13 protein-coding genes, 5 tRNA genes and 1 pseudogene are annotated in these 15,622 nt (G+C 56.0%); 10 read left to right on the top strand and 9 right to left on the bottom strand.

What is annotated here, in order from left to right; all coding sequences use genetic code 11:
* Window positions 1–8: 8 nt before the first annotated feature.
* From BW33_RS17355 to gltX, 6 genes are all read right to left on the bottom strand, one after another.
* A complete protein-coding gene (locus tag BW33_RS17355; protein ID WP_047600194.1) occupies window positions 9–548 on the bottom strand; it encodes a TetR/AcrR family transcriptional regulator in 540 nt (179 codons plus the stop codon).
* A 181-nt stretch (window positions 549–729) separates the two neighbouring features.
* A tRNA-Glu gene (locus tag BW33_RS17350) sits at window positions 730–805 on the bottom strand.
* An 81-nt stretch (window positions 806–886) separates the two neighbouring features.
* Window positions 887–962, bottom strand: a tRNA-Ala gene (locus BW33_RS17345).
* Between the two features lie 53 nt (window positions 963–1,015).
* Window positions 1,016–1,091: transfer RNA gene (locus BW33_RS17340), tRNA-Glu, on the bottom strand.
* A 79-nt stretch (window positions 1,092–1,170) separates the two neighbouring features.
* A tRNA-Ala gene (locus tag BW33_RS17335) sits at window positions 1,171–1,246 on the bottom strand.
* Between the two features lie 258 nt (window positions 1,247–1,504).
* Entirely contained in the window at window positions 1,505–2,986 is a 1,482-nt protein-coding gene (gene gltX, locus BW33_RS17330) for a glutamate--tRNA ligase (protein ID WP_047600193.1), read from the bottom strand.
* A gap of 229 nt (window positions 2,987–3,215) precedes the next feature.
* Between gltX and BW33_RS17325 the strand changes: the two genes are divergently transcribed.
* The gene (locus BW33_RS17325) at window positions 3,216–4,265 is read left to right on the top strand and encodes an HlyD family secretion protein (protein WP_047600192.1); all 1,050 of its coding nucleotides are present in this window, start codon (window positions 3,216–3,218) and stop codon (window positions 4,263–4,265) included.
* A 49-nt stretch (window positions 4,266–4,314) separates the two neighbouring features.
* A complete protein-coding gene (locus BW33_RS17320; RefSeq protein ID WP_177327501.1) occupies window positions 4,315–5,805 on the top strand; it encodes an MDR family MFS transporter in 1,491 nt (496 codons plus the stop codon).
* Window positions 5,806–5,922: 117 nt separating this feature from the next.
* Here the strand turns inward: BW33_RS17320 and uvrB are convergent, their stop codons facing one another.
* Window positions 5,923–7,938, bottom strand: coding sequence for an excinuclease ABC subunit UvrB (uvrB, locus tag BW33_RS17315; protein WP_047600190.1), 2,016 nt, complete (start codon window positions 7,936–7,938; stop codon window positions 5,923–5,925).
* 337 nt (window positions 7,939–8,275) lie between these two features.
* Between uvrB and BW33_RS17310 the strand changes: the two genes are divergently transcribed.
* Both BW33_RS17310 and BW33_RS17305 read left to right on the top strand, forming a co-directional pair.
* Complete coding sequence (locus BW33_RS17310) at window positions 8,276–9,472, top strand: amino acid aminotransferase (RefSeq protein WP_027611521.1); 1,197 nt, start codon at window positions 8,276–8,278, stop codon at window positions 9,470–9,472.
* Window positions 9,473–9,697: 225 nt separating this feature from the next.
* A complete protein-coding gene (locus BW33_RS17305; protein WP_047600189.1) occupies window positions 9,698–9,898 on the top strand; it encodes a hypothetical protein in 201 nt (66 codons plus the stop codon).
* On the opposite strand, the gene BW33_RS17300 is transcribed toward BW33_RS17305, so the two are convergent.
* Window positions 9,895–10,125, bottom strand: coding sequence for a hypothetical protein (locus tag BW33_RS17300; protein ID WP_047600188.1), 231 nt, complete (start codon window positions 10,123–10,125; stop codon window positions 9,895–9,897). The genes BW33_RS17305 and BW33_RS17300 overlap by 4 nt on opposite strands.
* A 219-nt stretch (window positions 10,126–10,344) precedes the next feature.
* Between BW33_RS17300 and BW33_RS17295 the strand changes: the two genes are divergently transcribed.
* The 4 genes and pseudogenes from BW33_RS17295 (at window position 10,345) to BW33_RS17285 (ending at window position 12,414) form a co-directional block, all read left to right on the top strand.
* Window positions 10,345–10,420: transfer RNA gene (locus tag BW33_RS17295), tRNA-Asn, on the top strand.
* A 162-nt stretch (window positions 10,421–10,582) separates the two neighbouring features.
* Window positions 10,583–11,905, top strand: coding sequence for a tyrosine-type recombinase/integrase (locus BW33_RS17290; RefSeq protein WP_047600187.1), 1,323 nt, complete (start codon window positions 10,583–10,585; stop codon window positions 11,903–11,905).
* Between the two features lie 27 nt (window positions 11,906–11,932).
* Window positions 11,933–12,082: pseudogene (locus BW33_RS30250) on the top strand (integrase domain-containing protein); the annotation flags it as partial.
* Window positions 12,079–12,414 (top strand): hypothetical protein, encoded by a 336-nt coding sequence (locus BW33_RS17285; protein ID WP_052032732.1) that lies wholly within the window; start codon window positions 12,079–12,081, stop codon window positions 12,412–12,414. The pseudogene BW33_RS30250 and the gene BW33_RS17285, both read left to right, overlap by 4 nt.
* 379 nt (window positions 12,415–12,793) lie before the next feature.
* Here BW33_RS17285 and BW33_RS17280 read toward each other — a convergent pair whose 3' ends face one another.
* Window positions 12,794–13,063, bottom strand: a complete 270-nt coding sequence (locus BW33_RS17280; protein ID WP_152546139.1) for a hypothetical protein — start codon at window positions 13,061–13,063, stop codon at window positions 12,794–12,796.
* A 443-nt stretch (window positions 13,064–13,506) separates the two neighbouring features.
* Here BW33_RS17280 and aepX point away from each other — a divergent pair, with 443 nt between their 5' ends.
* Entirely contained in the window at window positions 13,507–14,412 is a 906-nt protein-coding gene (gene aepX, locus BW33_RS17275) for a phosphoenolpyruvate mutase (protein ID WP_052032731.1), read from the top strand.
* 53 nt (window positions 14,413–14,465) lie between these two features.
* Window positions 14,466–15,608: a phosphonopyruvate decarboxylase gene (gene aepY / locus BW33_RS17270; protein WP_047600184.1), complete on the top strand. Its 1,143-nt coding sequence runs from the start codon at window positions 14,466–14,468 to the stop codon at window positions 15,606–15,608.
* Window positions 15,609–15,622 lie beyond the last annotated feature (14 nt).

Raw genomic sequence — 15,622 nt, 5'->3', positions numbered from 1 at the left:
CCTTCAGGTCAACGCACCGCCGACTTGGCAGCGCGCAGCAATCGATCGGATAAATCGCCCGGGCCCAACGCGCGTGCCAGCGCCAGACCACCCACCATCAACGCCACATCGGCCAATGCTTTGTCGGTGTCCTCGGGGCTGGACGCCAACTGCGCAATCATCAGTTCCAGGTGTTCGTTCAGCGCGATGCGGAAGGATTCCGGCAGACGCCCCAATTCGCCAATGGACGCCGGAATCGGACACGCCGAATCGCTGGAATCACGGTGTTTGCGCGACAGATAGAATGCAGCGACCAAGGCACGACGCTCTTCACCGGTCAGCTCGGAGTCCATGTCGGCAATCAGGTCGCGTCGACGGCTGAGCAGTTGCTTGAACGCCTCGAGCATCATCGCGTCCTTGCTTTCGAAGTGCGCGTAGAAACCACCAACGGTCAGGCCGGCGGCGCCCATCACTTCGCCCACGCTGGGATCCGCCGGGCCACGCTGCATCAGTGCGGCGCTGGCAGCCTTGAGGATCCGTTCGCGGGTTTGAGCTTTTTTATCGTTCATCGTTGCCTCCGAATATTACGACTAGAATATTATTCTCATAATAATATTCTGCAAGTCGAGGATATGACCGCTGGTCTGAAGCACAGTGTAAGGAAAAAGGAGAGTTGGCCAAACGCCAGACAAACAAAAGGGCCATTCAATAATTGAATGACCCTTATAAATCCCGCAGAGCGGGTAATCGTGGCGTCCCCTAGGGGACTCGAACCCCTGTTACCGCCGTGAAAGGGCGGTGTCCTAGGCCACTAGACGAAGGGGACACAAACCCTTCTATACAGCTGATCAGTGCTGAGACCTGATCTGATTCAAGGCCGGTGTGGCCAGGCCTTGAACTGTAAAATTGGTGGAGCTAAGCGGGATCGAACCGCTGACCTCCTGCATGCCATGCAGGCGCTCTCCCAGCTGAGCTATAGCCCCGGATTTTTCGCCTCGCGGCGGAGCGACATCTTGCAACATCGCTTCTGTAAAACTGGCGTCCCCTAGGGGACTCGAACCCCTGTTACCGCCGTGAAAGGGCGGTGTCCTAGGCCACTAGACGAAGGGGACGCAAACCCTTCTATACAACTGATCAACGCTGAGTGTTGATCGCTTCGGAGCCGGTGTGGCCAGGCTTCGAAGTGTAAATTGGTGGAGCTAGACGGGATCGAACCGTCGACCTCTTGCATGCCATGCAAGCGCTCTCCCAGCTGAGCTATAGCCCCTCATCGTTGATGTCATCGCTGAGGACGGGGCGAATCTTAAGGGCGTATCGAAAGCCTGTCAAACTTATTTTTGAAAAATTTCAAAGTTTTTTGTCGGCATAACAATCACTTACCGCCCTCCCCCCGAAAATCCGGGAGGTTCACAACCAACGCCGACCTGTAGGAGCTGGCGAAGCCTGCGATCTTTTGACTTTGGTTGTTAGAAACAAGACCAAAAGATCGCAGCCTGCGGCAGCGCCTACACCAAGCCGCAAGTGCTTAGGCTATGGCGCCCAGCAGCTTTTCCCATTCTTTGTTTTCTTTCTTCGACACACCGCCCAACAGGTCGATCGCCTGGCGCAGACGGAAACGGGTCAGGTCCGGGCCGAGGATTTCCATCGCATCGAGCACCGACACCGAACTCGCCTGCCCGGTGATCGCGGCAAACATCAGCGGCATCGCATCGCGCAGCTTCAGCTCAAGGGATTCGACCACCGCCTGAATCGTTGCGGTGATGCTGTCCTTCTCCCACTGACGCAGGCTTTCCAGCTTCCACAGAATCAATTGCATCAGCTGACGCACCTGATCACCGGAAAGCTTTTTCGATTCGAACAGCCTGGCATCCGGATTGACGCCACCGGCAAAGAAGAAGCCGCCCAGCGGTGCAACCTGGCTGAAGGTTTCCACACGGCCCTGAACCAGCGGCGCGATCTTCATCATGTACTCGGAATTGAACGCCCACTTCTGCACACGCGCGGCGAATTCTTCCACCGGCAGATCTCGCAGCCACTGGCCGTTGAGCCACGACAGCTTCTCGATGTCGAAGATCGGCCCGCCCAGAGACACACGCTTGAGGTCGAAGTTGTCGACCATTTCCTGCAGCGAGAACTTCTCGCGCTCGTCGGGCATCGACCAGCCCATGCGACCGAGATAGTTGAGCATCGCCTCCGGCATGAAGCCCATACGCTCGTAGAACGTCACCGAGGTCGGGTTCTTGCGCTTGGACAGCTTGCTCTTGTCCGGGTTACGCAGCAGCGGCATGTAGCACAGCTCCGGTTGTTCCCAGCCGAAGTATTCGTACAGCAGAATCAGTTTCGGCGCCGACGGCAGCCATTCCTCGCCGCGCAGCACGTGGGTGATGCCCATCAGGTGGTCGTCGACCACGTTGGCGAGGAAGTACGTCGGCAGGCCGTCGGTCTTCATCAGCACTTGCATGTCCATGCGATCCCACGGGATCTCGACATCGCCACGCAGCATGTCCGGCACCACGCAGACGCCTTCGGTCGGGACCTTCATGCGGATCACGTGCGGTTCGCCGGCGGCCAGACGGGCCGCGACTTCTTCCTTCGACAGCAGCAGCGCGCGGCCGTCGTAACGCGGGGTTTCGCCGCGCGCCATTTGCTCGGCGCGCATCTGGTCCAGTTCTTCTGCGGTGCAGAAGCATGGGAACGCGTGCCCCATGTCGACCAGTTGCTGGCAATACTTCTGATAGATATCGCCACGCTCGCTCTGCCGGTACGGGCCGTGCGGGCCGCCAACGTCCGGGCCTTCGCTCCAGTCGATCCCCAGCCAGCGCAGGGCGTCGAAGATCTGCTGTTCAGACTCGCGGGTCGAACGCAACTGGTCGGTGTCTTCGATGCGCAGGATGAACTCACCGCCATGCTGCTTGGCAAAGCAGTAGTTGAACAATGCGATGTAAGCGGTACCTACGTGGGGGTCCCCGGTAGGCGATGGCGCGATGCGAGTGCGGACGGTGGTCATGGCATGTCTCGAAAAGAATGAAAAGCAAAACAATCAAGCGGCGAATGGTAACAGGCGACACCCGCCCCGCTCCAGCGGGCAGGGCATTTAAGCCAAGTTTGCGTCTGTAACGCCCATAGACCGTGGTGACGGGTCGAATCTCAGTCATTGGCATTTACCGTTTATCGGCGGTATGCCAGATTCAGCCGCAGATAACTTTCCTTACAATTCCTCGACTACAGTTTGCCTCATGCCTGCCCAACTCAAGCGTCGCCTGTTTATTTTCCTGCTGCTGGTTCTGTTGATTGCCGGGGGCTTCTTCGCCCACTGGTTTTTCAAGGGGCGCTTTTATGAAAGCACCGATAACGCCTATGTCCAGGGCGAGATCACCCGCGTCTCCAGCCAGTTGAGTGCGCGTATCGACGACGTACTGGTGCAGGACAACCAGCACGTGGAAAAAGGCCAGTTGCTGGTACGCCTCGAACCTAATGATTTCCGCCTCGCGGTCGATCGCGCCAATGCCGCCCTCGCCACTCGCGAAGCCGAGCGTTTGCAGGCACAGAGCAAGCTGACCCAGCAATCGAGCCTGATCGCCGCCAGCGACGCGCAAGTGGCCACCACCCAGGCCACGCTTGGCCGCTCGCAGATGGATTTATCGCGCGCCGAAACCCTGCGCAAACCCGGTTACGTTTCCGAGGAACGGGTAACCACCCTTTCCGCTGACGCCCATATCGCCCGTTCGCAAGTGGCCAAGGCCCAGGCCGATGCGCAGAGCCAGCGCCAGCAGGTCAATGCACTGACCGCCGAGATCAAACGCCTCGACGCACAGATCGCCAACGCTCGCGCCGATCTGGCGCAAGCCGAGCTCAACCTGACCCGCAGCGAAATCCACGCGCCGATCAGCGGCATGGTCGGTCAGCGCGCCGCACGCAATGGCCAAGTGGTGCAGGCCGGTGCGTATCTGCTGTCGATCGTCCCGGACGAAGACATCTGGGTGCAGGCCAACTTCAAGGAAACCCAGATCGGCCACATGCAGCCCGGACAGAAAGCCGAGCTGACCTTCGATGCCTACAGCGACACGCCGATCGAAGCGCGGGTCGACAGTCTGTTCGCCGCCTCGGGTGCGCAATTCAGCCTGCTGCCGCCGGACAACGCCACCGGCAACTTCACCAAGGTCGTGCAGCGGATTCCGGTGAAGCTGACCTTCAAGGCCGACAACCCGCTGCACGGCAAGATCCGCCCAGGCATGTCGGTCACCGCCACCGTGAACATCAAAGACGCCCCAGACAATGGCCGGTGATTCGCTGATCCGCCCGGTCGGCGAACCGACCCGGCGGGACTGGATCGCAGTGATGAGCGTAATGCTCGGCGCGTTTATGGCGGTGCTCGACATCCAGATCACCAACTCCTCGCTCAAGGACATTCAGGGCGCGCTGTCGGCGACGCTGGAAGAAGGCTCGTGGATTTCCACATCCTATCTGGTCGCGGAAATCATCATGATTCCGCTGACCGCATGGCTGGTGCAATTGCTCTCGGCGCGGCGCCTGGCGGTGTGGGTGTCGCTAGGGTTTCTGGTGTCATCGCTGCTGTGTTCGATGGCCTGGAGCCTGGAGAGCATGATCGTCTTTCGCGCCATGCAGGGCTTCACCGGCGGCGCGCTGATCCCGCTGGCGTTCACCCTGACCCTGATCAAACTCCCCGAACACCACCGCGCCAAGGGCATGGCAATGTTCGCCATGACCGCGACCTTCGCCCCGTCCATCGGCCCGACCCTTGGCGGCTGGCTCACGGAAAACTGGGGCTGGGAATACATCTTCTACATCAACATCCCGCCGGGGCTGATCATGATCGCCGGGCTGATGTACGGACTGGAGAAGAAAGAAGCGCACTGGGAACTGCTGAAGAGCACCGACTACACCGGGATTCTCACTCTCGGTGTCGGCCTCGGTTGCCTGCAGGTGTTTCTTGAAGAGGGCCATCGCAAGGACTGGCTCGAATCGAACCTGATCGTGGCGCTGGGCAGCATTGCTCTGCTGAGCCTGATCACCTTCGTCATCGTGCAGATTTCCAAACCCAATCCGCTGATCAACCTCGGCATCCTGCGCAATCGCAACTTCGGCCTGTCGAGCATTTCCAGCCTTGGCATGGGCGTCGGCTTGTATGGCTCGATTTATCTGCTGCCGCTGTACCTGGCGCAGATCCAGAACTACAACGCCCTGCAGATCGGTGAAGTGATCATGTGGATGGGCGTGCCGCAGCTGTTTCTGATTCCGCTGGTGCCGAAGCTGATGAAGTTCGTTTCGCCGAAGTGGCTGTGTACTCTGGGCTTTGGATTGTTCGGACTGGCGAGTTTTTCGTCGGGGGTGCTCAACCCGGACTTCGCCGGGCCGCAGTTCAACCAGATCCAGATCATCCGGGCACTGGGTCAGCCGCTGATCATGGTGACCATCTCGCTGATCGCCACGGCGTACATCCTCCCGCAGGACGCGGGGTCGGCGTCGAGCCTGTTCAACATCCTGCGCAACCTCGGCGGCGCGATCGGCATCGCCCTGCTCGCCACGCTATTGGATGCACGCACCAAGACTTACTTCGATTATTTGCGTGAAGCGGTGGTGCCAACCAATCCGCAAGTGGCCGAGCGGCTGGCGTCGATGACGGACCGGTTTGGCAGTGACACGGCGGCGCTGGGCAAGTTGAGTGAAATCGTGCATCAGCAGGCGCTGATCATGGCTTACAACGATGCGTTTCACTTTGTCGGGATTGCATTGGGGATCAGCATGCTGGCGATTTTGCTGACCCGGAAATTGCCGGCAGGGTTAAAGGCTGGGGAAGCGCATTAAACTGAACATACCCTACCTGCAGGAGCTGCCGAAGGCTGCGATCTTTTGATCTTGTTTTTTAAAATCAAAAGCAAAGACCGTAGCCTTCGGCAGCTCCTACAGTTTTAGCATCAGGCTTCAGACTGCCAAAAGCCGCTCGCGCAGTTTGGCAATCTCATCGCGCATCTGCGCCGCTGCCTCAAATTCCAGATCCCGTGCCAGCTGATACATCTTCTCTTCCAATGCGCGAATACGTTTGGTGATCTCGCTCGGCGAACGCAGTTCGGCTTCGTACTTGGCGTTTTCTTCGGCAGCCTTGGCCATGCCCTTGCGCTTCTTGCTGCGCGAGCCGGGCACGGTGGCGCCTTCCATGATGTCGGCGACGTCCTTGAACACACCCTTCGGAGTGATGCCGTTTTCCAGGTTGAAGGCGATCTGCTTGTCGCGACGACGCTCGGTCTCGCCAATCGCCCGCTCCATCGAGCCGGTGATGCGATCGGCGTAGAGAATCGCCCGGCCATTGAGGTTCCGCGCGGCCCGGCCAATGGTCTGAATCAGCGAGCGCTCGGAACGCAGGAAGCCTTCCTTGTCGGCATCGAGAATCGCCACCAGCGACACTTCCGGCATGTCCAGACCTTCACGCAGCAGGTTGATCCCCACCAGCACATCGAAGGCACCCAGACGCAGGTCGCGGATGATCTCGACCCGCTCGACGGTGTCGATGTCCGAGTGCAGATAACGCACGCGCACGCCGTGGTCGGCGAGATAATCGGTGAGGTCTTCGGCCATGCGTTTGGTCAGCGTGGTAACCAGCACCCGCTCCTCGACCGCCACGCGCTTGGTGATTTCCGAGAGCAAGTCATCGACCTGGGTCAGCGCCGGACGCACCTCGACTTGCGGGTCGACCAGACCGGTCGGACGCACCACTTGTTCGACCACGCGACCGGCATGCTCGGCCTCGTAATTGCCCGGGGTGGCCGAGACGAAAATGGTCTGCGGGCTGACCCCTTCCCACTCGTCGAAACGCATCGGCCGGTTGTCCAGCGCCGAGGGCAGGCGGAAGCCGTATTCGACCAGAGTTTCTTTACGCGAACGGTCGCCCTTATACATCGCGCCGACTTGCGGCACGCTGACGTGGGACTCGTCGATCACCAGCAAGGCGTCGGCCGGCAGATAGTCGTACAGCGTCGGCGGTGCGGCACCTGCCGGACGTCCGGACAGGTAGCGCGAATAGTTTTCGATGCCGTTGCAGTAACCCAGTTCGAGGATCATTTCCAGGTCGAAACGGGTGCGCTGTTCGAGGCGCTGGGCCTCGACGAGTTTGTTGTTACTGCGCAGGTATTCGAGGCGCTCCTGCAATTCGACTTTGATGTGCTCGATGGCGTCGAGCAGGGTCTCGCGCGGCGTCACGTAGTGACTCTTCGGGTAGAAGGTGAAGCGCGGCATTTTGCGGATGACTTCGCCGGTCAGCGGGTCGAACGCGGAAATGCTTTCCACCTCGTCATCGAACAGTTCGATGCGGATCGCTTCCAGATCGGATTCCGCCGGATAGATGTCGATCACGTCGCCGCGCACCCGGAACGTCGCGCGGGCAAAATCCATGTCGTTGCGGGTGTATTGCAGGTCGGCCAGACGCCGCAGCAAGGCACGCTGATCGAGTTTGTCGCCGCGATCGACGTGCAGCACCATCTTCAGATAGGTTTCCGGGCTACCGAGACCGTAGATGCACGACACCGTGGTGACAATGATCGCGTCCTTGCGTTCGAGCAACGCCTTGGTCGCGGACAGGCGCATCTGCTCGATGTGATCGTTGATCGACGCGTCCTTCTCGATGAAGGTGTCGGACGACGGCACATAGGCTTCCGGCTGGTAGTAGTCGTAGTAGGAAACGAAATACTCGACCGCGTTGTTCGGGAAGAACGCCTTGAACTCGCCATACAGTTGCGCGGCGAGGGTCTTGTTCGGCGCCAGCACCAGCGTCGGGCGCTGCACCTGCGAGATGACGTTGGCGATGCTGAAGGTCTTGCCCGAGCCGGTTACACCGAGCAGCGTCTGGTGCGCCAGCCCGGCTTCGATGCCCTCGACCAATTGGCGGATCGCTTCTGGCTGATCGCCGGCAGGTTCGAAGCGGGTGACTAGCTGGAATTCGGACATACACACCTCTGGGATCGCGGCTCGCGCAGAAAACAGCCAAGCCGCGGGGATGACCGCAAACGACCGTTGTCGCCCAAGGAAAAACGAAGATTGTGCTCAATGTGGAGCCGATTGCCTCGCCTTTCAAGGCAAACGTCCTACATCCGGTAAAGTCTCTGACAGAGTCAATCGACTAACGGTCAAGAAATAATCGGAAAAACTTGCCTTAAAAGCTGAATCGCCTGTCGCCATTGCTCAGTGATGGCCTCTATACTAGCTCCCCGTTTGTGCACCGCTCTAGTGCATTCGGCTGGAGCGCGACACGTCCCTCCACTCTCCATTCAGAGCCGCCGTAATAATGAGCCTGTTCTCCGCTGTCGAAATGGCACCCCGCGATCCAATCCTGGGCCTCAACGAAGCATTCAACGCCGATACCCGGACCACCAAGGTCAACCTGGGTGTAGGTGTTTACTGCAACGAAGAGGGGCGAATTCCCCTGCTGCGCGCGGTGATCGAAGCCGAAACCATTCGCGCTGCTCAGCACGCCTCCCGTGGCTACCTGCCGATCGACGGCATCGCGGCCTACGACCAGGCCGTGCAAAAGCTGCTGTTCGGTAACGACTCGCCGCTGATCGCTGCCGGTCGCATCGTCACCACTCAGGCTGTCGGCGGTACCGGCGCGCTGAAAATCGGTGCCGACTTCCTCAAGCAACTGCTGCCGAACGCCGTCGTGGCGATCAGCGACCCGAGCTGGGAAAACCACCGCGCGCTGTTCGAAACCGCTGGCTTCCCGGTGCAGAACTACCGCTACTACGACGCCGCCACCCACGACGTGAACCGTGCCGGTATGCTCGACGACCTCAACGCCCTGCCGAACGGCTCGATCGTTGTGTTGCACGCCTGCTGCCACAACCCGACGGGCGTCGACCTGACCCCGGCCGACTGGAAAAACGTGCTGGACGTGGTCAAGGCCAAAGGTCACGTGCCGTTCCTCGACATGGCTTACCAGGGTTTCGGCGACGGCATCGACGAAGACGCCGCAGCCGTGCGTCTGTTCGCTGAATCGGGCCTGACTTTCTTCGTTTCGAGCTCGTTCTCCAAGTCGTTCTCGCTGTACGGCGAGCGCGTTGGCGCCCTGTCGATCGTCAGCGAATCGAAAGAAGAAAGCGCGCGCGTGCTGTCGCAGGTCAAGCGTGTTATCCGCACCAACTACTCCAACCCGCCAACTCACGGTGCAAGCATCGTCGCCGCCGTGTTGAACAGCCCGGAACTGCGCGCCCAGTGGGAAGCGGAACTGGCTGAGATGCGCCTGCGCATTCGCGGCATGCGCGAGCAGATGGTTGCCCTGCTGGCCGAGAAAGCCCCGCAGCGTGACTTCAGCTTCGTTGGTCGTCAGCGCGGCATGTTCTCCTACTCCGGCCTGACCACCGAACAGGTGCACCGCCTGCGTAACGAGTTCGGCATCTACGCCCTGGACACCGGCCGCATCTGCGTCGCGGCACTGAACCAGAGCAACATCAAAGCGGTAACGGATGCGATCGTTCAGGTCATCTGATTTCGCCTGGCAATGAAAAACGGGAAGCCTTGGGGCTTCCCGTTTTTTATTTGTCCCGGAATGACGTCCACACCCTCTAGACTGCACACAAAACAAACTGTAGGAGTGAGCCTGCTCGCGATAGCGTCTGATCAGTTGACGCTTCACTGCTTGACACACCGCTATCGCGAGCAGGCTCACTCCTACAGGTTTTGTGTACACCCAAGATCTCTGAAGAGAACCCAAATGAAAAACGACAACCTGCGCGCCGACCGTGACGACCTGGATGATTTCATCCCCCGCGCCCCGGCCAAACGCGACAAAAGCCTGGTGCTGCAAGTCGCCGCCGGGGTGTTTCTCGGCGGTCTCGCCCTGTGGCTGGTGCAACTGGCGGCCACCGCGGCGTACGCCAAATTGATGCTCGGAACAATTACCTTCGGCAGTTAAGCCAGTTCACTCGCGCGCTGACTCGCGGCATCGTCATAGGCGACGTAGAGCGATTCGGCGATCTGGCTTTTGATCGCCTTGGTGCTTTCCAGGCCGAGCACGAAACCTTCGGCCTTGCCGCCAGCGCGGTTCAGCTCTTCGGCGGTGCTGGCCTGGGTGATCGCGTCGAAGAGTTTTTCGGCGTGGGGGCCAACGCCCTTGGGCAGACTGATTTGCGCGATGCTCATGCGAGCACCTCGTTGTTGCGAATTGCAGGCTTCATGGCGCGTACCTTTTCGGCGAATGGCCGGCAGCGCGTGTGACCACTTCCGGGCGACCATGGTAGACCTGTGAGGCGGTTCTGGTAATCGCTAATCACTGACAAATCACCGTCCGTCCTGCTGACATCAGAAAACTTACACCCAATGCTTGACTTCTCTTTTTGAATCAGTAACATACGCACCAATTCCGCAATAGCTCAGTTGGTAGAGCAAATGACTGTTAATCATTGGGTCCCTGGTTCGAGTCCAGGTTGTGGAGCCAGACAAGGTTCCAGAGAAGGCTTTCAAAATCTCTGAAACTCCCGAAAAACCCGCCTTCTGGCGGGTTTTTTCGTTTTGGCGTTCTGTCGGATTCCGGTGGGTACCAGCCATTTTAAGGGAAGAGTTTGGGATACAGGTCAGTTCGATAAAAGGGAGTACCCTTATGTCGCGCACGACTGCTCCACTCTCCGACGCCGCTTGCCGTTCGGCCAAGCCCACCGACCGCGCCTACAAGCTTTTCGACGGCGACGGCCTTTACCTTCTAGTCCAACCCAATAGCCGCAAAGGCTGGCGTTTCAAATACGTCAAACCTGATGGCCGGGAAGGACTGACCTCGTTCGGCAACTCCCCCATCGTTGGCCTCGCCGATGCGCGCCGCAAGCGCTTGGAGGTCAAGCGAATGCTGGCGGATGGCATTGATCCCATAGGAGCCAAGCACCAAGCCAAGACGCAAGCCCTAATCAAAGGCCGCACCTTTGAAAGCGTTGCTCTCGGCTGGCACACGGAAATGTCAGCCAAGTGGGCACCGGACTATTCCAAGACAGTGATGAGTCGCCTCAAAACTCACCTCTTCCCGCTGATCGGCGCCCGCTCCATTGTCGATCTAGATACCCACGACCTTATGCGGCCCCTGGAAGCGATCAAGAAGCGCGGAACGATAGACATTGCTTTAAGGGTACAAAACTACCTGCAGAGCATCATGCGCGAAGCAAAGCGCCTCCGGCTTATCACCGTAAACCCTGCTTACGACCTCGTAGGCTCGATCAAAGCCTCGCGGGTCGTTCACCGCCCCGCCTTATCCTTATCGCGCTTGCCTGAATTGCAGGAACGGATCGACACCTATAAAGGCCGCGCACTTACCCGGCTGACGGTCTTGCTGTCGTTGCACGTGTTTGTCCGCTCCAGCGAGCTGCGCTTCGCCCGCTGGAGCGAGTTCGACCTCAAGCGTGGTGTGTGGGAAATACCCGACACGCGACCAGCGTTGGAAGGCGTACCCTTTTCCACAAGGGGTACGAAGATGGCAGGCGATATCCATCTTGTACCCTTATCGCCGCAAGCGGGCGCCCTGCTCAAGCAGATCCACGCCCTCACCGGAAAATTTGATTTGGTGTTCGTAGGCGATACCAAGTCTTGGAAACCGATGTCCGAAAACACTGTGAACAGCGCACTTCGGAAGATGGGGTACGACACCAAAACCGAGATCTGCGGGCATGGGTTTCGTTCGATGGCCTGCAGCGCACTGATCGAGTCAGGATTGTGGTCGGAGACAGCCATTGAACGGCAGATGAGCCACAAAGAGCGCAACAACGTCCGCGCCGCTTACATCCACAAGGCCGAGTTCATCGAGGAGCGCAGGCTGATCATGAACTGGTGGAGCCGGTACCTTGAGGCTAATCAGCAGGAGCATGTCAGCCCACGCGAATTCGCCAATCAGACGGGTGCTAACGTCACTCGACTAAAAGCAAAACGTGGCGCAACCGAGTAAGCGCTCGGTCCTCATATCTCAGTGATCCGCTTGTCCACGCATCCTGCGCCCATCAGCGGCGGTAACTGGAGCCGGCTCGACCCACTCCTTGATCGGCGGGCGCGCTCACAAATCAGCTATGAATTAGGGCACGGTCGTACAGACGTAGTTTCGGCTTACATCGGGGGCCTAGCATGAGTAAGGTATTCGATATGGAGCTATTCCTTGCAGGCGTCCTGACCGGGTCGCATTCCACGCGCCAGCGTCACCTCCGCCAAGCGAAGGCCATTCAAGCAGCAATCGATAATCGCTGGCACCGAGATAACCCATGGACCTGGCAGCGAAAGCATCTGACATGGTTTCTAAATCACCACGTGAAGCAGCACGCTGAATCGACACGCTATTACCTTCTGACCGTGCACTTACTTGCTCATCGCCTAGGAAAGCCATGGCAGTTCAGCCGGCGAGCGAAGGCCAATAACCGGCTGGACGGTCAGCCGAAAAACCATCTTATGGCACTTGATGGGTAGCATTGCGATCTTGATCAGGCAGCAGTGGATGGAGTTATTCGATCTCCGGCTGCTCTCTTCCGATAACACCCAATAGGTAGCAGTCAGCTGATTCAAGTAGCGCTGAACTTTTCCTCCAGCGAACGGGTAAACCAACGCCGAGCCTATCCGGTAGTACGTTTGCAAACGAACGAGGTTATAAAATCTGGTCGCACAGCTTCGACTGGGCGTGAGACATCTCGAATAACCTCCGCACATAATTGAGCGAATACGTCGCCGATCTCAGAGAAAAACGTTCTCCCTGCATTTTCACCTTAAAATCCATATCCCCGGCTTTTTCTACCAGTTCGTTATATCCACGACGTTGATCATTCTTGAGCACGTTGATAGCTCGTGCGGGTCAGCACGCATATCCTTGTGAGCAATTTTGCTTTTCTGCTCCAGTGTTTCGCTGGCCTGCTTGAATCCGTTTTTGCAATCCGGCCAGCGCTGCAACGCGGCTTCGAATATCGATAACGTTCCTACAACCAAGATCACTCTCTGTAATCGCACCATCTGAACCGTTTTCACTAGGGCAATTGCGGCAATAGCTTGCCTTTTCGTTCGCCACCGCTCGAACAGCAAGCGTGAACGCGGTACTTCGGTCTAAGAGATCCGTAAAGGTCCGCATGGGCCGCTCCTTCAGTGACGCCTAGAGTTATGCTTATCGACTGAAGGAAACCATGTACTTCTGCTCGCAATGCCCCCCCCCAAAGTCGCTTCCAAACTCTTATCGCTTTGCGCTGAATGTCAGCGACGAGCTGTATCTCATCATCGCGGTAAAGAAAAATAAAATAACTTCATTATCGAATGTAACTTATTTTTCATCTTTGCCCCTTCGAGGAAATGTAACAAATTAGTGACGCACACTTTATGATTGTTTTTTATAGAAAAAATAGTGCTTATGCCAATTTACAAATAAACCTATAACCAATAATCATAAGCCGCCATATTGTAATGTTTCAGTTTGATGATGCATCGTTATATCGAACTTTAAATCGGATCCAAAAATCTAACTGCAAGTATATAGTTCGTTGATAGTCACTATCTTTCCGTCAAAAAAAGGTGCTACAAATGGAATTGCCTATGAAATCTGTTACCTCAGAATTGCGCGGTCAATCTTTAAGAAAGCTCCTCTCGAAAAAAAAAGGAATAAGAGTTATTGAAGCACATAGCCCTCTTTCGGCGATGTTAGTTGAAAAAGCCAGCTACACCAACGGCAATGTTACTGTTGAATTTGATGCCTTCTGGTCAAGCTCCCTGACTGACTCTACAGTGCGGGGAAAACCTGATACTGAATTACTGGATCTTAAAAGTAGACTGAATGGTGTTTCTGATATTTTTGAGGTGACGACCAAGCCTTTAATACTTGATGGTGATACCGGTGGAAAAGCCGAGCATTTGCCCTATCACATCGCAACGGCCGAACGCATGGGGGTATCCGCAGTAATAATTGAAGATAAGACCGGATTAAAGAAAAACTCACTATTCGGAAATGATGTAAAGCAGACCCAGGCGGATCCGATAGAGTTTGCCGAAAAAATCAGACTGGGAAAATACGCTCAGTTGTCATCAGATTTTATGCTTATCGCTCGTATCGAAAGTCTCATATTGGACGCAGGGCTCGATGATGCGCTCAAACGTGCATTGCTTTATGTAGAGTCTGGCGCAGATGGTGTAATGATTCATAGCAGAAAGAAAGACCCCAGTGAAATTATCGAATTCGCAAAACGATTTAGATCACACTACCCATCTGTTCCACTGGTCTGCGTACCTACAAGTTTCAATGACATAAAATTTGATACTCTCGTCGAGAATGGATTTAATGTCGTAATTTACGCAAATCATATGCTCCGAGCAGCTTATCCTGCGATGTTATCGGTGGCCAATCAAATATTAAAATATGGCAGAACACTGGAGGTTGAGGATAGATGCCTTGACATTCAAGAGATTCTATCCCTTATACCTGGAACACGATGATATTAGACGTTCGAACGTGCAAGTTTTGCTGATTAAACTCATAGGACGTTTTTATGATTGTCGCAAAGAATTTTCTTACACTTTTGTTCAGTAAAGGTATTGAGTTTTATACGGGCGTCCCTGATTCATTGCTGAAAAGTTTTTGTTCCGCCATTCAAAATTCAAATCTGGATATCAACCATGTCACCGCTTGCAATGAAGGGACAGCATTAGGTGCAGCAATTGGACATCATCTCGCAACCGGCAAGGTCCCATTGGTCTATTTGCAGAACTCCGGTATTGGAAACCTTATCAATCCCTTCTGTTCGCTTGCTGCTCCGGAGGTATACGGAATTCCTATACTGATGATTATCGGGTGGCGCGGGGAAATTGATGCTACAGGAACCCAAAAGCATGACGAGCCTCAGCATGTAAAGCAGGGAAAAATCACTCTGCCTCAATTGAACGTACTCGGCATTCCTTACTTAGTGATATCAGAATCAGACGCTGATGATATCTCCACCGAGTTGGACTCGCTCTTGGAGATCTCAGTAAATAATGGCTGCCCTGTCGCCATTGTCGTGCGCAAGGGAACTTTCGGAGGTGATAAGAAGGAACACACGAATCCATTTCTCCCGGAACTGATGTCTCGAGAAGAGGCAGTAGCTTGTTGCGTGGATATTCTTCCCGAGGCAATGCCGATAGTGAGTACTACTGGTATGTTGTCAAGAGAACTATATGAACTCAGGACCAGTCTGGGTCAATCCCATGGAAAAGATTTTTTAACCGTGGGTGGGATGGGGCATGCATCACAAATTGCGATGGGGATATCCATAAGTAAACCTTTGATAAAAGTTGCGTGCCTGGATGGAGATGGCGCAGCAATCATGCACATGGGGGGACTACTTAATTCAGCCATGTCGAACATCATTCACGTACTAATTAATAATGGAGCGCATGACTCCGTCGGTGGACAACCGACTATGGCGGCCACTCGAAGCATGGCCGACATTGCCAAAAGCTGCGGGTATACAACGTCCAAAACTGTAGTATCCAGACCTGAGTTAGTCATGAGCTTGATTGATGCGATCGAAACACAAGGAAGCGCGTTTATTGAAGTTCGTTGCAGGACGGGATCTCGTCAAAATCTAGGGAGGCCTGTGGACACACCAAAAGAAAACAAAGTGCGATACATGGATTTTCTGGATGGACTTTGAATTCTGCTGCGCTA

It is taken from the genome of Pseudomonas sp. RIT288 (genome assembly GCF_000631985.1).
Taxonomy (GTDB): Bacteria; Pseudomonadota; Gammaproteobacteria; order Pseudomonadales; family Pseudomonadaceae; genus Aquipseudomonas.
The sequence above is the reverse complement of the archived record's forward strand: the minus strand, read 5'-3'. Positions and strand labels throughout refer to the sequence as shown.